This is a genomic window from Curtobacterium sp. BNK-1 (genome assembly GCF_048685235.1).
GTDB classification, from domain to species: Bacteria; Pseudomonadota; Gammaproteobacteria; order Enterobacterales; family Enterobacteriaceae; genus Pantoea; species Pantoea agglomerans.
This window is the reverse complement of the sequence record NZ_JBLQTJ010000001.1, coordinates 1,284,436-1,300,300: the sequence shown is the minus strand read 5'-3', so window position 1 is coordinate 1,300,300 and position 15,865 is coordinate 1,284,436. Positions and strand designations below refer to the sequence as shown.

The window sequence follows — 15,865 nt, the reverse complement described above, 5'->3', positions numbered from 1 at the left end:
TAGGTTTCCTGTCTACAGGTTAATCAGAGAATCTGACGTACGTCGTCAAGGGTGGCGGAGCCCATGGTGCCGAGATCCAGTTTTGTGGTGTTGTTCGCAGTACTCACCCCATTGACGTAGGCGTAGTTAAGCGGTTGTGCCACCAGTTGTGTGTTGCCATTGCTTGCGGCAATCGCAACGCTGTATTTACCATCCGGTGCTTCAGAGCCATCGGTCAGCTTGCCGTCCCACGAGAAGGTGTGCACGCCAGCACTGAGCGCGCCCAGATCGACGGTATCGATCACGTTGCCACTGGCATCTTTAATCGTGGCCGATGCGCCGGTTGAGGCAGAGGCCAGTTCAACGCCAAATGGTGTTGTGGTGCCTTTGCCGACCAGAATCTGTCCGCCATTCACCATCACGCCATGTCCAATCAGCGTGGAGCTCTGCAGTGACTGGCTCGTGGTGATCTGGCCGGAGATCGATCCCAGCGTGGTATTCAGTTTTTCAATACCGCTCAGGGTATTGATCTGTGCCAGCTGCGTGGTGAGCTGGCTGTTATCCATTGGATTGGTTGGATCCTGGTTTTTTAACTGCGTCACCAGCATGGTCAGGAACTGGTTCTGCAGATCCTGTGCATTGTTGCCGGTGCCACTGGTGTTTGAAGAGCTAAGGACCGTGGGGTCCAGCTTGTCGTTAACGCCTACCGCGATAGCCATAATTTTTCTCCGTTATTGCCCGAGGGTCAGGGTTTTCATCATCATCGACTTCACGGTGTTGAGCACTTCGACGTTGGCCTGGTAACTGCGTGACGCCGACATGGTGTTGACGCTTTCAGAAACGACATCCACGTTCGGCATCTTCACGTAGCCTTTGGCATCTGCCATCGGATTGCCCGGGTCATAGACCAGCTTCGCTGGCGTGGGGTCATCCACAACTTTTGCCACTTTCACGCCGCCGGTCGCTGAACCTGGCGCCGCATCGGTCTGGAAGACCACCTGCTTGGCCACGTAAGGCTTACCATCCGGGCCGGTGACGCTGTCGGCGTTCGCCAGGTTACTGGCACTGACGTTTAATCGCTGTGATTGCGCGGTCATCGCTGAGCCGGCAATGTCAAAAATATTCAGCAAGGCCATAATTATTGCCCTTGTAACACGCTCATCATGCCTTTGATCTGGCTACTGATGAGGGTGAGGTCGGTTTGATATTTCAGGCTGTTATCCGCGAACTGCGTACGTTCACGGTCCATATCAACGGTGTTGCCGTCGGCAGAAGGCTGATCGGGAATGCGATAAAGCATATCCATCGATGGCGCGCCGTTTGTCTGTGCTTCAATGTGGCGAGCTGACGTGACTTTTAACGCCATGCTGCTGCCTTCCGCACGACCATTGGACATCACCCGACTCAGCTCGCTGGCAAAGTCGATATCCCGGGCCTGATAACCAGGGGTATCGGCGTTGGCAATATTTGACGCCAGGATCTCCTGACGTTGAGCACGCAGGTTGAGGGCCTCCGTACCAAATTTCAGCGCCGCATCCAGTTTGTCGAGCATGTTTCCTCCGCGTATGAGAATTTCGAGTTCGCAGCTTAATTTGAAAAAGCAAGAGGTCATCGTCTGAATAGCGACTCAAATGACCGCTATTTTGACAATTGAGGATTTTTCTTAACGGGTACACTCGTCGCCATCATCAGTGAGGAAATGCACAATGCGTCGATATCTGACCCTGCTGACCAGCCTGCTGGTCGCGTTCGCCCTGCCAGCTTCTGCCGGGGATCTCAATGCACAACTGAATCAATTTTTTAAAGCGCGTGACGCCCAGCATGCTGATGGCATGGTCGTGGTAGTCCGCACGCCGAAGGAACAGTGGCCAGCCTGTGAGACGCCACAGTTCACTCTGCCCGGCAACAGCCGGTTGTGGGGCAATATGAGCGTGGCGGCAAACTGCGGTGAGAATCGCCGTTATATCCAGGTACAGGTTCAGGTCACCGGGTCCTATCTGGTGGCAAACCGGCTGCTGAGCCAGGGCAGTAGCGTCAGCGAGAGTGATTTCACGCTGCAGACTGGTCGCCTGGATACCCTGCCCGCCCGCGCCCTGCTGAATGCGGACTCGGTCGCAGATGCCGTGGTATTGCGCGATATCCCGCCAGGACAGCCGATTAACCCATCCACACTGCGTCAGCCGTGGCGGGTCAAGGCGGGTCAGAATGTGATGGTGATTGCCAGCGGCGACGGATTTGATGCCAGCGGTGAGGGCAAGGCACTGAATAACGCCGCCCGATCGCAGTCGGTCCGGGTCAGGATGGGAAATGGTCAGGTTGTCAGCGGTAAGGTACGAGAGGATGGGAATATTCTTATAACGCTGTAAAGTGTTAAAGAAGCCCGTAGTGCTGCCGATAGAAGAATCAACTAAGCGATAACGCTATTCTGATTCAGGTGGCAGACTTCCCCTGACCGTACAGGAGCCCGAACATGAGCATTGACAGAACGCAACCTCTGAAACCCGCCAGCACCGTACAGAGCCGCGATAGCAGTGAGTCCGGTAACAGCAAAGTGCGCCAGAGCGCCAGCCCGGTGGCAGCAGCCACGACCCCTGCTGCAGCCCAGGTAAAACTGAGCAGCGCGCAGTCGCAGCTGATGCAGCCGAGCAGCAAAGATATTAACGTCGAGCGCGTTGAACAACTGAAAACCGCCATTCGTAATGGCGAACTGAAGATGGATACCGGCAAAATCGCCGATGCGCTGATTGCCGACACCAAGGCGTATTTAGAGGGTAATTAATTCCCATGAGTAATTTGCAGACCACCTTAGATAAGATGCAGGATGTGCTGGCGTCGCTGTCAGCCGTGCTGGAAGAAGAGCAGCAGCAGCTGGCAGCCGGAAACATTAACAGCAATCTGCTGCAGCGTATCACCGAAGATAAAAGCGCGCTGCTCAGTACGCTGAACTATCTGGACGAGATGCGCCGCACCGCTGAACAGAGCCAGGCGACCTCGGCTCCTTATCGTGGTCAGAACGACATGGCGCGCCGCTGGGACACTATCCAGCAGCATTCCCGTCGTCTGCAGGATGCCAATGTTCATAACGGCCTGCTGCTGCAACACCAGATCCGCTACACCCAGGATGCGCTTGACGTGCTGAAGCCGCATCAGACCCAGGCCTTTTACGGCCCGGATGGGATGGGTAAAGGCCAGGCGACGTTAAGTCGCAAAGCCTGAACCGGAAAGTAGCGAAAAAAAATCCCGCCTGGTGCGGGATTTTTTATTGGTGCGTTTTTTCCTTCACCATGATGAGCTTTAAAATTGAGCCTGCACAGGGAACAGGGGCAGATCGGAAAGACGCTAAAGCCAATCCCTGGCCGCTCGGCCCGCGCGATTACGCACCTCATCCCTGAGGTGCGCCCGTTGCCGGGCCAACGCGTTGCGTTGTTCAAAAACGCTCCCGGCGTTTTTGTCCATGGCGCGGGACGCTTTCCTCCTCTGCCCCTGTTCCCTGCGCGTTGAATTTATTTATTGCGGCAAGCTTTACACAGCGGTGCGACGCGCATAGTCGCGAAGCCGGAAGCCCAGCAGCCCCAGCGCCAGGAAATAGGCCCCGCCGCCCACACCACAGACCGCGGCCAGACGCAGCAGCCGCCACAGCATCGATCCCTGCTCCCAGGCTGGCATCCACTGCAGCATGGCAAACAGCGCGCCTGCCATCACCACTACAGCTATCAGCAGGCGGATCAGGAAGCTGCTCCAGCCCGGCTGCGGCATAAAGATATTCTTCTTACGCAGCTGCCAGTAGAGCAGCGACGCATTCAGACAGGCTGCCAGCCCAATCGACAGTGACAGACCGGCGTGTTTCAGCGGACCAATAAACGCCAGGTTCATTACCTGCGTCATGATCAGCGTGATAATCGCAATTTTAACCGGCGTTTTGATGTCCTGACGGGAATAGAAGCCCGGAGCCAGCACCTTGACCACGATCAGCCCCATCAGTCCGACGGAGTAGGCGATCAGAGCGCGCTGAGTCATCAGTGCATCAAAGGCAGTGAATTTGCCGTACTGGAACAGCGCCACGGTCAGCGGGCCGGAGAGCATGCCCAGTGCCACCGCGCTGGGAAGCGCCAGCAGGAAACAGAGGCGCAGACCCCAGTCCATCAGCCGGGAATATTCATCATGGTTGCCGCTGGCAAAACTTTTGGCCAGCGACGGCAGCAGAATGGTGCCCAGCGCCACGCCCAGCACACCCGAGGGGAACTCCATCAGGCGGTCCGCGTAGTACATCCAGGAGACCGAACCTGAGACCAGAAACGAGGCGAAGATGGTGTTGATGATCAGCGAGATCTGACTGACAGAAACGCCCAGAATGGCAGGTCCCATCTGACGCATGACCCGCCAGACGCCCGCATCACGCAGATTCAGGCGTGGCAGCACCAGCATCCCGAGCTTCTTCAGGTGTGGCAGCTGATAGCCGAGTTGCAGCACGCCACCTGCTACCACTGCCCAGGCCAGCGCCATTACCGGTGGGTGGAAGTGCGGCGCGGCAAACAGCGCAAAGCCAATCATGCTGACGTTCAGCAGGGTTGGTGCAAAGGCCGGTACCGAGAAGCGGTTCCAGGTGTTCAGCACCGCACCCGCCAGTGACGCCAGCGAAATCAGCATAATGTAGGGAAAGGTCACCCGCAGCAGCGAGCTGGTGAGCGCAAACTTATCGGGACTGTCGGCAAAGCCGGGGGCCGTCACCATGATGACCCAGGGCGCAGCAATCATGCCCGCCACCGTGACCAGCGCCAGCGCCAGCGTCAGCAGGCCCGAGACGTAGGCCAGGAACAGTTTCGTCGCCTCTTCGCCCTGCTTGCTTTTATATTCAGCCAGAATGGGCACGAAGGCCTGAGAAAAGGCGCCTTCAGCAAAAATACGCCGCAGCAGATTGGGAAGTTTAAACGCAACAAAGAACGCATCGGTCGCCATTCCGGCGCCAAACACCCGCGCCACGATGGCATCACGGGCAAAGCCCAGTACGCGGGAAAACAGGGTCATAGAACTGACCGCTGCCAGCGATTTCAACAAATTCATAATTGACGGCGCATCCTGAAAAGAATCGGCAAAAAAGGAGAATTAGCGCGGGCACCCAGAAGATGCCCGGCGACAGTCTACTGCCACGGAGGGAAATGACCAGCACGGAGTGTTACAAGGCGTTATTCCTGCGTCGCCTCACGCCACAATTTTTCCACCACACGCTGCGCCATCAGCGCCTGCTCACCGCTGGTTTCAGGCTTCGTCTGATTTTGTACGCAGTCGATGAAATGGCGAGCCGCACCGCTGAAACCGCGCTGGGTCAGATGACTCTGCCAGGCGGGCGGTGGCGTAATCAGCAGCCCGTCACGCCGTTCTTCCTGCCAGTCGCGCATCTCACTGATGTCGATGCACTTACCGTCACATACTGCGCTTACCCGCTCGCGCTGACTGCCTGCGCGCCGGTGCATGCTGGTGGTAATCGACAAGCCCTCAACAGCGAAATGGTGCTCAGCATAGAGCATCTGCCCCTGTTCGTTGGTGTCGATGCGTCCCTGAACCTGGCGAAAGGGTTTCCCGCCCAGCCAGAGGGCGGTGTCCACCACATGCAGATAGTCATCGAGCAGGGTAAAGCGGAGATCCTGTGGCCCGACGCTGTCGCTACGGTGCTTTTCAATCCGCAGAGAAGCGGCGTCCGCCATCTCCGCCCGTAGCTGCTGATAGCGCGGGGCAAACCGCCGGTTAAACGCCACCATCAGTTTACGCTGCCGTTTTTCCGCCAGCGCCACCAGCGCCTCAGCCTGTTCCAGGGTTTCAGCCAGCGGCTTATCGACGCAGACATCCTTTCCTGCCAGCAGCAGCGCCCTGACCACTTCATAGTGCGTGGCGGTGCTGCTGTGGACAAAGACCGCGTCGCAGGCAGCGGCTAATTCATTCAGCGAACCAAAATATGGCATGCGATAGCTGTCACAGACCGGCCGGGCTTTGGCCTGGTTCGGGGAAAACGCCCCTGCCAGGGTCCAGTCCGTCGCCGCCGACAGCACCGGCAGCCAGGCTTTCTGCGCGATACCGCCTAATCCCACCATGCCAATACGTAAGGTCATCTCAGCTCTCCGGTTGCAGCAGTTGGGTGAGTTGTGCCTGAAGCGCTGCAACCTGCTGTTCCAGCGTTGCGACGCGCGCCGCCAGTTCGCCCTGCTCTTCCGACGCGTCTGCGGCCTGCGGCTGGTCAGGCTCATCGCCCAGCAGATGCATAAAGCGACTTTCGCGCCTGCCAGGTTCACGCGGCAGACGGATCACCTGAGCACTGTCGTCGCGCTGCATCAATCCTTCCAGCGTTTGCTCAACTTCGCTGACATCACTGAACTCGTGCAGACGGCCGCTGCGGGTACGCAGTTCGCCTGGCGTCTGGGGCCCGCGCAGTAACAGCAGCGTCAACAGAGCGACTTCTGCGCTGTTAAGCTTTAGTGTGCCAAACGCGGAGTTGCAGAAACGCTGCTCATATTTCACGACCCGCTGCCCGGCGGCGCTGCTGGCGGTAATCAGATGCCGTTTTTCCAGCTGATCGAGCTGATCCTGTACCTCACTTTCGCTCAGCTCCATCACCGGCTCGCGGTTCGATTTCTGGTTACAGGCCACCACCACGCCATTCAGCGACAGCGGATACTGTTCCGGCGTGGTGACCTGCTTCTCCAGCAGGCAGCCCAGCACGCGCATCGCCTGCGCCGATAAAGTCATCTTCATGCTCGCATCCTCATTATTATCCACGCCGGTCAGGCGTCCATTCCCGCAGGGTTAAGGCTGTCAGCACGTGATCCTGCCAGCGTCCGTCGATCAGCAGATAATCTTTCGCGTAACCCTCTTTCTCAAAACCGAGTCGCGCCAGCAGATCGCCGCTGCGCTGGTTGTGCGGCATGTAGTTAGCCATGATGCGGTGAATATGCTGCTGGCGCTGCATATAGCGGATTGCCACCTGCAACGCTTCGAACATGAACCCCTGCCCCTGCCACTTTTCACCCAGTGAATAGCCGAGATAACAGGCATGAAAGGATCCGCGCAACACATTGCTGAAGTTCGCCACTCCCCTCACTTCGGTTTCATCGCTGTCCATTAAAATGAAATAGAAGGCCGAACCCTGCTTATGCATGTCGGAAATCAGCCCAAGCCGCGCCTGCCAGCCCGAGGGGTAGCAGTGGCTGTCATCACGCACCGGCTCCCACGGTTTTAAAAACAGGCGGTTTTCCGCGTAGTAATCTGCCATTCGCCAGGCATCACGCTCGTGAACCAGACGGACCACCAGCCGATCGGTGGTTAATCGCACCCTGGGCGCGGCAGAACGATAGCCAAACATCCTGACTCCTGAAATCAATGGCTGATAGAGATGAGCCGTCATTACCCGGCTTTCACTATAACCGCCGCCTGGGCTCCGGTAAAACGTTACAGCGGTTTAGCGATAAAGAGGCTGATTTTGCTCGGGTCGCACCGCGGATAACCCCTGCTGCAGGCGGCATCACCAGCGGATCCTGCAGCGCACCTGACAGGCAGGTTTGCCCTGTGGAGTAATCTCTTCCATACTTTTTACGAGCCCGAAAGCAGGATGAATTGATTCACTCTGTTAAACACTAAACCTGTAAAATCCGGGAGATCAGGATGAAGCTCTATATCTACGACCACTGCCCTTTCTGCGTTAAAGCACGAATGATTTTTGGCCTGAAAAACAAACCGGTTGAGCTGGTGGTAATGCTCAACGACGATGAAGAGACGCCAAAACGACTGATCGGACAGAAAATGGCGCCCATTCTGCAGAAGCAGGATGGCAGCGCGATGCCTGAGAGTATGGAGATCGTACACTATGTCGATCAGCAGGATGGCGAGCCGCTGATCATCGGCGCGCTAAATCCGGCGATCGGCGACTGGCTGCGTCACATGAACAGCTATGTCAATAAACTGCTGCTGCCGCGTATTGCAGAGGCGGCGTTTGCCGAATTCGCGACGCCGGAGGCGCGTGACTATTTCCGCAACAAAAAGCAGGCGAGCATCGGTGATTTCGACACGCTGAAAAGTCATTCTGCCGGCCTGATTAAGAACGTCAGCGACGATCTGCGCAAGCTGGACAAATTAATCGCCCAGCCCAATGCGGTGAATGGCGAGCTGTCCGAAGATGATTTTAATCTCTTCCCGCTGCTGCGCTCTCTGACGCTGGTGGCCGGAATCGACTGGCCGAGCCGGGTCGCTGACTACCGCGATAACATGGCTAAACAGACCCAGGTGAATCTGCTCTCCTCGATAGCTCACTAACCCCTCCCGATGAGAGACGCTGCGGCGTTTCTCATCTCTTTCCTGATGACACCCGCTACGCATTCAGGCAGGCTATGGCCTGTTTATTGGCTCTGATATTCAGGATAAAGATCGATGAAAAAGGCTTTTTTCGGGCTGACTGCCCTGTTGATCGCGCTGCTGGTGAGCGGCTGTAATCAACTGACGCAATACACCATCAGCGAACAGGAAGTAAACCAGGCGCTGCAGAAGCACAACAACTATGAGAAAGATATAGGCGTTTCCGGGCTGGTTAATGCGCACATCGTCCTGAACAACCTGACCAGTCAGATTGGCCGTGAAGAGCCAGGTAAAGTGACGCTCTCTGGCAATGCTAAAATCAATGTGACGTCACTGTTTGGTCCGCAGCAGGCCGATATGCAACTGAAGATGCGTGCTCAGCCGGTCTATGACCAGCAGCAGGGTGCAATCTATCTGCGCGATCTGGAAATAGTTGATGCGCAGGTCGCTCCGGAAAAAATGGCCTCCATTATGAAAACGCTGACGCCTTATCTGAATCAGTCGCTGAAAAACTACTTTGATCAAAAGCCGGCTTACGTGCTCAGCGCCGACCGCAGCAAAGGCGAGTCGCTGGCGAAGAAATTTGCCAAAGGACTGGAAGTAAAACCTGGCGAACTGGTTATTCCCTTTACGCAGTAATGCCAGTCAGTTAAGCGACAGGTGACAACGCAGTCTGGTGCCGCTCAGGGGCTGACGGTCCTCGCGCCGCTGCGCGGTTCCTTCACGTCATTCGCCTGCCTGACGGACCGCCGGGGATGGCACATCCTGTGCCGCCCCGCCTTTCGCCCGCGTCCTGCGGGCTCTCCTGGCAGACTCATTCTGTTCAGCGCTGCGGATTGCCTGCTCCTGAGCGGCACCGGCCTGCTCTGAAACTTCAGTGCATGTTGTCAGAAAGGGCACGAAAGTGGAGGCCTGAGCGCCTCTGCTGCTGAAAGGGCTATCCGCAGCGCTGAGGCGTGACGGTGGGCCAGAAGTCCACGCCGGGAAGCGTGGACAGTTCGGGGCCGGCCAGGGAGGGCCGATCCCCGAACGGTTCGTCGGCACGACGTCAAAGCCGAAGGTACCGCGTGAGCGGCGCGAGGACGGCCCGGCAGCAGCAGAGGTGCGCTGGCCCGCACTGAGGCTCGCTCGCCCGGAAAAAAAGGCTGCCACGTCTGACCGTGACAGCCTTTACAAATCTAATCTTAACTGACCAGCATTACCCTGTTGGGCAGCGGATTTTCTTTATCAGCATAAAAAGCAGGTGCAAACGGTTGCCTGAATCCTTATGCTTAGACCCCGGCCAAAACACGCCTTTTGTTTCCCTTCTGCCGGAGCTTCACTGATGACAGCACAACCTCAGCAACTTACCCTGCGTCGCCCTGACGACTGGCATATTCATCTGCGCGACGATGAGATGCTCAACACGGTCCTGCCCTATACCAGCGCGGTGAATGGTCGTGCCATTGTGATGCCTAACCTGGTGCCACCGGTGACCAGCGTGGCAGCAGGTGAAGCGTACCGCGATCGCATCCTGGCGGCGCTGCCCGCCGATCACGCCTTTACGCCGCTGATGACCTGCTATCTGACCGACTCGCTTGATCCTGATGAGCTTGAGCGCGGTTTCACCTCCGGTCTGTTTACCGCGGCTAAGCTCTATCCGGCGCACGCTACGACGAACTCCAGCCATGGCGTTACCGATATCGCCTCCATTGCCCGCGTGCTGGAGCGGATGCAGAAGCTCGGTATGCCACTGCTGATCCACGGCGAAGTCACCGATGCGCATGTCGACATTTTTGACCGCGAAGCCCGGTTTATCGAAACGGTTATGGTGCCGCTGCGCAGCCAGTTTCCGGCACTGAAAGTAGTGATGGAGCACATTACCACTCAGGACGCCGCAGAATATGTTGCCGCCGCCGATGAGACGCTGGGCGCGACCATTACCCCGCAGCATTTGATGTTTAACCGCAATCACATGCTGGTGGGCGGTATTCGTCCGCACCTCTATTGCCTGCCGATTCTTAAACGCAACGTGCATCAGGAAGCATTGCGCAAATTAGTGGCGAGTGGTCATCCGCGCGTCTTCCTCGGCACCGACACAGCACCGCATCTGCGTCATCTCAAAGAGGCCAGTTGCGGCTGCGCGGGGGTATTTAATGCGCCAGTGTCGTTACCCGCTTACGCCACCGTTTTTGAAGAGCTGAACGCGCTGGAACATTTTGAAGCGTTCTGTTCGGAGAATGGCCCGCGTTTTTACGGCCTGCCGCTGAATGAAGGGACGATTACTTTGGTGCGTGAGTCCTGGCAGGTGCCAGAGTCCATCGCGCTCGGCAGCCATTCACTGGTGCCGTTCCTGGCGGGTGAAACACTGAACTGGCGCATCGCATAATTTTACTTGCCTCCGGCCTGCCGATACTGTAAATATATACAGTATCTTAAACGGAGGCTGTTATGCGCGTTGAAATTACCGTATCAAATACCCGACCTCTTCCTGCTGGCGCGATAGAAGCGTTGAGCGATGAATTATCGCGCCGCATTGATGAACAGTTCCCTGACTCGACCAATCACGTCAAGGTACGTTATGCCAGTGCCAATAATCTCAGCGTGCTGGGCGGTGGAAAAGAGACGCGCGACCAGATCAGCGAGATCCTGCAGCAGACGTGGGAAAGCGCTGACGACTGGTTCAATACTGATTAACCGCCACTGTGCTTTTTTTCCGGGTGTCGCCACCCGGTTTTTTTATCTTTTCTCCCCTCTCGCACTTACCCCGTCCTGCATCTAGACTCTTAATGATCAATGCCCTATCCTTGCGCTCGTCACGCATAACAGGAGGTGCGACACCATGACTACTGATAAACCGGAAGAGGCGATGACCTTTGGTGAGTTGTTAGCACTGATTGGTGATCAGAAGCGTCGTTTAACGGTGCTGGAAAATGCCTTTTCCAGTCTGATTTTCTGTCTTGACGATCGTGCCAGTCAGCTACTGGTACACAATCTGTCGCTGGAAGCCCAAAATCAAAACCATGATGAGCAGCTTCAGCAGCACTTTGCCCGTCTGGCAGAAACACTGCAAAAACGCGGCGGCGGCGTAGTGCCAGAAACGCCGGCTCTCTGAGTCCGGTCACGCGGCTAAGCCCGCTTTTTGCCTGTCTTTTGACTGCTGATAAAAATGCCTGCCCGTCAGGCATTTTATTTTTTTACGCCCGCCTTTCAAACGCAAATATTCTGTGAGAAGCTGACTCACGGCATTTTTTAAACAGTGATACCCTCGTTTACTGTTATAATTGTTTCGCTATTGGAATAAAAAAGCCGCATTGAACCTCATCATGCACTTCGTTTAACGAGTAATAAGGAGGTTATAATGGACAGAAGAAAAGATGTTATACAGACTCACCCACTGGTGGGCTGGGATATCAGTACCGTTGACAGCTATGACGCCATGATGATCCGCCTGCACTCGTTGTCGTCGCAGGATCAAAAAGAAGAAGAAGCGGATGTTGGCCCGACATACTGGCTGACAACGGATGTGGCAAGGCAATTTATCTCGATCCTCGAAGCAGGCATCGCCAAGATAGAATCAGCCGAGCAGATAGAACGACTCCTCAAAAAGCATTAATTTCTGCCGCATCAAAGAGGCGCCCTCAGGGGTGCCTTTTTCGTTTCTGTTTCTGGTATGCTTTTGATTATCTGTCTCTTAGAGCGTAGTTACCATGATTTATGATCTTATCGTCGTTGGCAGCGGTTCCGTGGGCGCGGCGGCAGGCTACTATGCCACCCAGGCGGGTTTATCGGTGTTAATGATCGACAGCGCCCATCCTCCCCATAATCAGGGCACACATCATGGCGAGAGCCGGCTGATTCGTCACGCCTATGGTGAAGGTGAACGCTATGTCCCCCTGGTTCTGCGGGCGCAAACGCTGTGGGATGAGCTGGAACAGCGTGCCGGTGAGCGCATCATGCATCGCAGTGGCGTACTTAACCTCGCCCCGAATCAGTCGCCGTTTATTCAGAACGTCATCGACAGCGCGACCCGCTGGCAGCTCAATATTGAGGTGATGCAGCCAGATGACGTGCGCAAGCGCTGGCCACAAATCAATGTGCCTGAGGGCTATCTGGGCGTATTTGAGCCGCAGTCCGGCTATCTGAAATGTGAACAGGCGGTACGCAGCTGGATCCAGCTGGCGGAGCAGGCGGGCTGCGCGCAGCTGTTTAACTGCCCGGTTTCAGAGCTGGGTCGCGATGGCGATCTGCAGCAGGTCACTACCCTGGATGGCGTCTACCGGGGCCGCAAAATGTTGATCAGTGCGGGCACATGGGTTGGCAAATTAGTTCCTGACCTGCCGGTCGCGCCCACCCGCAAGGTGTTCGCCTGGTATCAGGCAGATGGCCGCTACAGTGAGAACAATAAGTTTCCCGGTTTTACGGTGGAAATGGGCGATGGCAGCCAGTTTTATGGCTTCCCGGCGGATAACAACGCCCTGAAAGTGGGTCGTCATGATGGCGGTCAGCTGATGCAGCAGCCTGAGGATCGTAAGCCTTTTGGCGCGGTGGCGGCCGATGGCAGCGAAGCTTTTGGATTCCTCCGTCAGTTTTTACCTGGCGTCGGTGTCTGTCTGCATGGCGAAGCCTGCAGCTACGATTTTAGCCCGGATGAAGACTTTATAATTGATACCCTGCCGGGTGAACCAGACCGCTTGTTAATCACCGGGCTCAGTGGACACGGGTTTAAATTCGCCAGCGTATTGGGCGAACTGGCTGCAGAATTTGCCCAGCAAAAACCGTTCTCTTTTGATCTGACACCCTTCCGCCTCTCACGTTTCTGACTCGATAAAGGGTGGTATCAGCCTGATGCCGCCCGACTGACAGACTTTGACGAAAATTGACTCTTACTGACATAAAGTCAGAATATATTTCGCCCTTTTGGTTAATTCCGGCTCTTTTTAGTTAACGACCAGCGCCTCACAAATAACTCATTCAGTAATATTGCGCATTTCACACCTGATTTATTCAACCTTTTCACAATATAAAATTAAAGTTATAGAAGCGTAAGGATGATTGCTTTTATATTTCATAATGTGGATGCTTATTTCAGATTATTACTTCATGAAAACCTCATTATGTTATTACGTAATTCATCTCATCAGTTTGGCCTGGTTGCCGTGCTGCTGCACTGGTCGATGGCGCTGGCAATTTACGCCATGTTTGCGCTGGGATTATGGATGGTCGGCCTCGGCTATTACGACAGCTGGTATCACGACGCGCCTGAGATCCATAAAAGCATCGGCGTGATCCTGTTGCTGACGCTGATCGTTCGCCTGCTGTGGCGCGTTATATCACCGCCGCCAAAACCGCTTAGCAGTTATTCTTCGCTGGTACGCATCAGTTCGGTGGTGGCCCACCTGTTACTGTATACCCTTCTGCTGGCGATTCTGATCAGCGGCTATCTGATCTCCACCGCCGATGGCAAACCCATCTCAGTATTCAGCTGGTTCACCCTGCCCGCGCTGTTCAGCGGTGCTGGCGAACAGGCTGATCTTGCGGGCGACATTCACCTCTGGCTGGCCTGGACGGTTGTGGTCCTGTCACTGCTGCATGGGCTGGCTGCGGTAAAACATCACTTTATCGATCGCGATATCACCTTAAAACGGATGTCGGGTTTGCGTTTCACCTCTCCCTCTGAAAAGGATAAATAATATGTTTAAAAAGACCCTGCTGGCGATGACCGGTGCCAGTCTGCTGCTCGGCTCACTCACCGCCTCTGCCGCTGACTACAAAATCGATAAAGAGGGCCAGCACGCCTTTATTCAGTTCCGTATCCAGCATCTGGGTTACAGCTGGCTCTACGGCACCTTTAAGGATTTTGATGGCCGCTTTACCTTTGATGAGAAGAATCCTGCCGCAGATAAAGTCGACGTCACCATTAACACCAGCAGCATCGATACTAACCATGCTGAACGTGACAAGCACCTGCGCAGTGCCGACTTCCTGAACACCAGCAAAAACCCGCAGGCCACGTTCAAATCCACAGCGGTGGAAAAAGAGGGTGATGAGCTGAAGATTACTGGCGATCTTACGCTGAATGGCGTGACCAAACCGGTAACGCTCGAGGCGAAAATGCTGGGTGAAGGTAAAGATCCGTGGGGCGGCTACCGCGCTGGCTTTGAGGCTGAAGGGGAAATTGCACTGAAAGATTTCAACATCACCAAAGATCTGGGGCCAGCTTCGCAGAAGGTTCAGCTGATGATTTCGGTTGAGGGTGTACGCCAGTAAAACAGCAAGCCGCCTGAAGCTGACTTCAGGCGGCCACGCTTATTTCTTCAGCGGCGAGGGAATGGTCATGTTTAACAGGCCACGCGACTTGTTAAAGATTTTGTTGCCATTTTCACGTCCTGCCCGACGCGCGCGCTGCTCTTCCGGTGAGAGCTTCGCCTCTTCCTGGCAGATCGGGCTACAGCAGTTCTCAAACTTCTCCGCGCAGCTTTTGCACTGAATAAACAGCAGATGACAACCGTCATTGACACAATTAACGTGGGTATCACAGGGTTCGCCGCACTGATGACAGTTCGACAACACATCGTCAGAGATCCGCTCACCCATCCGCTCATCAAAAACAAAGTTTTTGCCTTTGAAACGTACCGGTAATCCCTGCTCACGGGCACGTCGGGCATACTCGATGATACCGCCCTCAATGTGATAGACATCTTCAAAGCCGTTGTGCCGCATCCAGGCACTGGCCTTTTCACAGCGGATCCCGCCGGTGCAGTACATCACGATCTTTTTGTCTTTCTGATCCTGCAGCATCTCAACCGCCATCGGCAGCTGATCGCGGAAGGTGTCAGCAGGCACTTCCAGCGCATTATCAAAGCGACCCACTTCATATTCATAGTGGTTACGCATATCCACGAACAGGGCGTCAGGATCGTCCAGCATGGCGTTAACGTCCGCCGCTTTAAGATACTGACCCACATCGCTGGCATCAAAACTGTCGTCTTCAATACCGTCCGCGACAATACGGTCGCGTACTTTCAGACGCAGCACCCAGAACGATTTACCATCATCATCCAGCGCAATATTCATCCGCAGGTTGTTCAGCGCCGGATCAAAGCCATATAGCCATTCTTTCATCTTTTCATACTGGCTGGCTGGCACGCTGATCTGCGCATTGATGCCTTCGTGGGCGACGTAGACGCGACCAAAGACCTTAAGAGCTGTCAGGCCAAGATAGAGCGCGTCACGGAATGCTTTGGGATCGGCAATCTGGAAATATTTATAAAAAGAGACAGTGGTGCGCGGCTCGGTTTCAGCCAGCATGCGCGCCTTCAGCTCTTTATTGGAAACGAGGTTATGTAACACTGGCATGGTGTTCGTCCTGTTATCAATAGAAGAAATTTAGCGCGCACATGATACCTGATTTCACCGGGATGCAAAGGCCAGTGACCAGATTGATCGCCTGTTGCCGTTTTTTGCAGCAACATTGGACTATTAACCTTTGTTCATTGATGGCACGTTCCAATAGTGATATTTAAGCGCACGTCAAAAACTGGCACAATGGTGTAAATCAACGAGATAT

Annotated in this window: 20 protein-coding genes; 12 read left to right on the top strand and 8 right to left on the bottom strand. The window is 55.2% G+C overall.

The window, feature by feature from the left end:
- Positions 1-23 precede the first annotated feature (23 nt).
- The 3 genes from flgD to flgB are packed head-to-tail and all read right to left on the bottom strand — an operon-like array spanning position 24 to position 1,531.
- Entirely contained in the window at positions 24-698 is a 675-nt protein-coding gene (gene flgD / locus ACMGGP_RS06235) for a flagellar hook assembly protein FlgD (RefSeq protein WP_010246369.1), read from the bottom strand.
- Positions 699-710: 12 nt separating this feature from the next.
- A complete protein-coding gene (gene flgC, locus ACMGGP_RS06230) occupies positions 711-1,115 on the bottom strand; it encodes a flagellar basal body rod protein FlgC (protein ID WP_003849888.1) in 405 nt (134 codons plus the stop codon).
- 2 nt (positions 1,116-1,117) lie between these two features.
- Positions 1,118-1,531 (bottom strand): flagellar basal body rod protein FlgB, encoded by a 414-nt coding sequence (gene flgB, locus ACMGGP_RS06225; protein ID WP_003849889.1) that lies wholly within the window; start codon positions 1,529-1,531, stop codon positions 1,118-1,120.
- A 154-nt stretch (positions 1,532-1,685) separates the two neighbouring features.
- On the opposite strand from flgB, the gene flgA reads away from it, so the two are divergent.
- From flgA to flgN, 3 genes are all read left to right on the top strand, one after another.
- A complete protein-coding gene (gene flgA / locus ACMGGP_RS06220; protein ID WP_010669839.1) occupies positions 1,686-2,345 on the top strand; it encodes a flagellar basal body P-ring formation chaperone FlgA in 660 nt (219 codons plus the stop codon).
- Positions 2,346-2,449: 104 nt separating this feature from the next.
- Complete coding sequence (gene flgM, locus ACMGGP_RS06215; RefSeq protein ID WP_010669838.1) at positions 2,450-2,758, top strand: flagellar biosynthesis anti-sigma factor FlgM; 309 nt, start codon at positions 2,450-2,452, stop codon at positions 2,756-2,758.
- 5 nt (positions 2,759-2,763) lie between these two features.
- Positions 2,764-3,195, top strand: coding sequence for a flagellar export chaperone FlgN (gene flgN, locus ACMGGP_RS06210; RefSeq protein ID WP_010246377.1), 432 nt, complete (start codon positions 2,764-2,766; stop codon positions 3,193-3,195).
- 306 nt (positions 3,196-3,501) lie between these two features.
- Here the strand turns inward: flgN and murJ are convergent, their stop codons facing one another.
- The 4 genes from murJ to rimJ form a co-directional block, all read right to left on the bottom strand.
- On the bottom strand, positions 3,502-5,040 hold the full coding sequence (gene murJ / locus ACMGGP_RS06205) for a murein biosynthesis integral membrane protein MurJ (protein WP_010246379.1): 1,539 nt from the start codon (positions 5,038-5,040) through the stop codon (positions 3,502-3,504).
- A 122-nt stretch (positions 5,041-5,162) separates the two neighbouring features.
- Positions 5,163-6,083 (bottom strand): Gfo/Idh/MocA family protein, encoded by a 921-nt coding sequence (locus tag ACMGGP_RS06200; protein WP_010246381.1) that lies wholly within the window; start codon positions 6,081-6,083, stop codon positions 5,163-5,165.
- Position 6,084: 1 nt separating this feature from the next.
- Positions 6,085-6,723: a YceH family protein gene (locus tag ACMGGP_RS06195; protein ID WP_010669835.1), complete on the bottom strand. Its 639-nt coding sequence runs from the start codon at positions 6,721-6,723 to the stop codon at positions 6,085-6,087.
- Between the two features lie 16 nt (positions 6,724-6,739).
- On the bottom strand, positions 6,740-7,330 hold the full coding sequence (gene rimJ / locus ACMGGP_RS06190) for a ribosomal protein S5-alanine N-acetyltransferase (protein ID WP_010246386.1): 591 nt from the start codon (positions 7,328-7,330) through the stop codon (positions 6,740-6,742).
- Between the two features lie 299 nt (positions 7,331-7,629).
- Here rimJ and grxB point away from each other — a divergent pair, with 299 nt between their 5' ends.
- From grxB to ACMGGP_RS06145, 9 genes are all read left to right on the top strand, one after another.
- Entirely contained in the window at positions 7,630-8,277 is a 648-nt protein-coding gene (grxB, locus tag ACMGGP_RS06185) for a glutaredoxin 2 (protein WP_033757257.1), read from the top strand.
- Between the two features lie 114 nt (positions 8,278-8,391).
- Complete coding sequence (locus ACMGGP_RS06180) at positions 8,392-8,955, top strand: lipoprotein (protein WP_010246390.1); 564 nt, start codon at positions 8,392-8,394, stop codon at positions 8,953-8,955.
- Positions 8,956-9,640: 685 nt separating this feature from the next.
- Positions 9,641-10,684: a dihydroorotase gene (gene pyrC, locus ACMGGP_RS06175; RefSeq protein ID WP_033766918.1), complete on the top strand. Its 1,044-nt coding sequence runs from the start codon at positions 9,641-9,643 to the stop codon at positions 10,682-10,684.
- A gap of 62 nt (positions 10,685-10,746) precedes the next feature.
- The gene (gene dinI / locus ACMGGP_RS06170; protein ID WP_010246395.1) at positions 10,747-10,992 is read left to right on the top strand and encodes a DNA damage-inducible protein I; all 246 of its coding nucleotides are present in this window, start codon (positions 10,747-10,749) and stop codon (positions 10,990-10,992) included.
- 145 nt (positions 10,993-11,137) lie between these two features.
- Positions 11,138-11,410 carry a hypothetical protein gene (locus tag ACMGGP_RS06165; RefSeq protein ID WP_010246397.1) on the top strand — a complete coding sequence of 91 codons (273 nt, stop codon included), beginning with the start codon at positions 11,138-11,140 and terminating at the stop codon, positions 11,408-11,410.
- Positions 11,411-11,656: 246 nt separating this feature from the next.
- Positions 11,657-11,911, top strand: coding sequence for a biofilm formation regulator BssS (gene bssS / locus ACMGGP_RS06160; RefSeq protein ID WP_010246399.1), 255 nt, complete (start codon positions 11,657-11,659; stop codon positions 11,909-11,911).
- Positions 11,912-12,005: 94 nt separating this feature from the next.
- Complete coding sequence (gene solA, locus ACMGGP_RS06155; RefSeq protein ID WP_022625882.1) at positions 12,006-13,118, top strand: N-methyl-L-tryptophan oxidase; 1,113 nt, start codon at positions 12,006-12,008, stop codon at positions 13,116-13,118.
- 294 nt (positions 13,119-13,412) lie between these two features.
- Positions 13,413-13,988 carry a cytochrome b gene (locus ACMGGP_RS06150; RefSeq protein WP_050680549.1) on the top strand — a complete coding sequence of 192 codons (576 nt, stop codon included), beginning with the start codon at positions 13,413-13,415 and terminating at the stop codon, positions 13,986-13,988.
- A 1-nt stretch (position 13,989) separates the two neighbouring features.
- On the top strand, positions 13,990-14,565 hold the full coding sequence (locus tag ACMGGP_RS06145) for a YceI family protein (protein ID WP_022625884.1): 576 nt from the start codon (positions 13,990-13,992) through the stop codon (positions 14,563-14,565).
- A gap of 39 nt (positions 14,566-14,604) precedes the next feature.
- Here the strand turns inward: ACMGGP_RS06145 and trhO are convergent, their stop codons facing one another.
- Complete coding sequence (trhO, locus tag ACMGGP_RS06140) at positions 14,605-15,654, bottom strand: oxygen-dependent tRNA uridine(34) hydroxylase TrhO (protein ID WP_010246407.1); 1,050 nt, start codon at positions 15,652-15,654, stop codon at positions 14,605-14,607.
- Positions 15,655-15,865 lie beyond the last annotated feature (211 nt).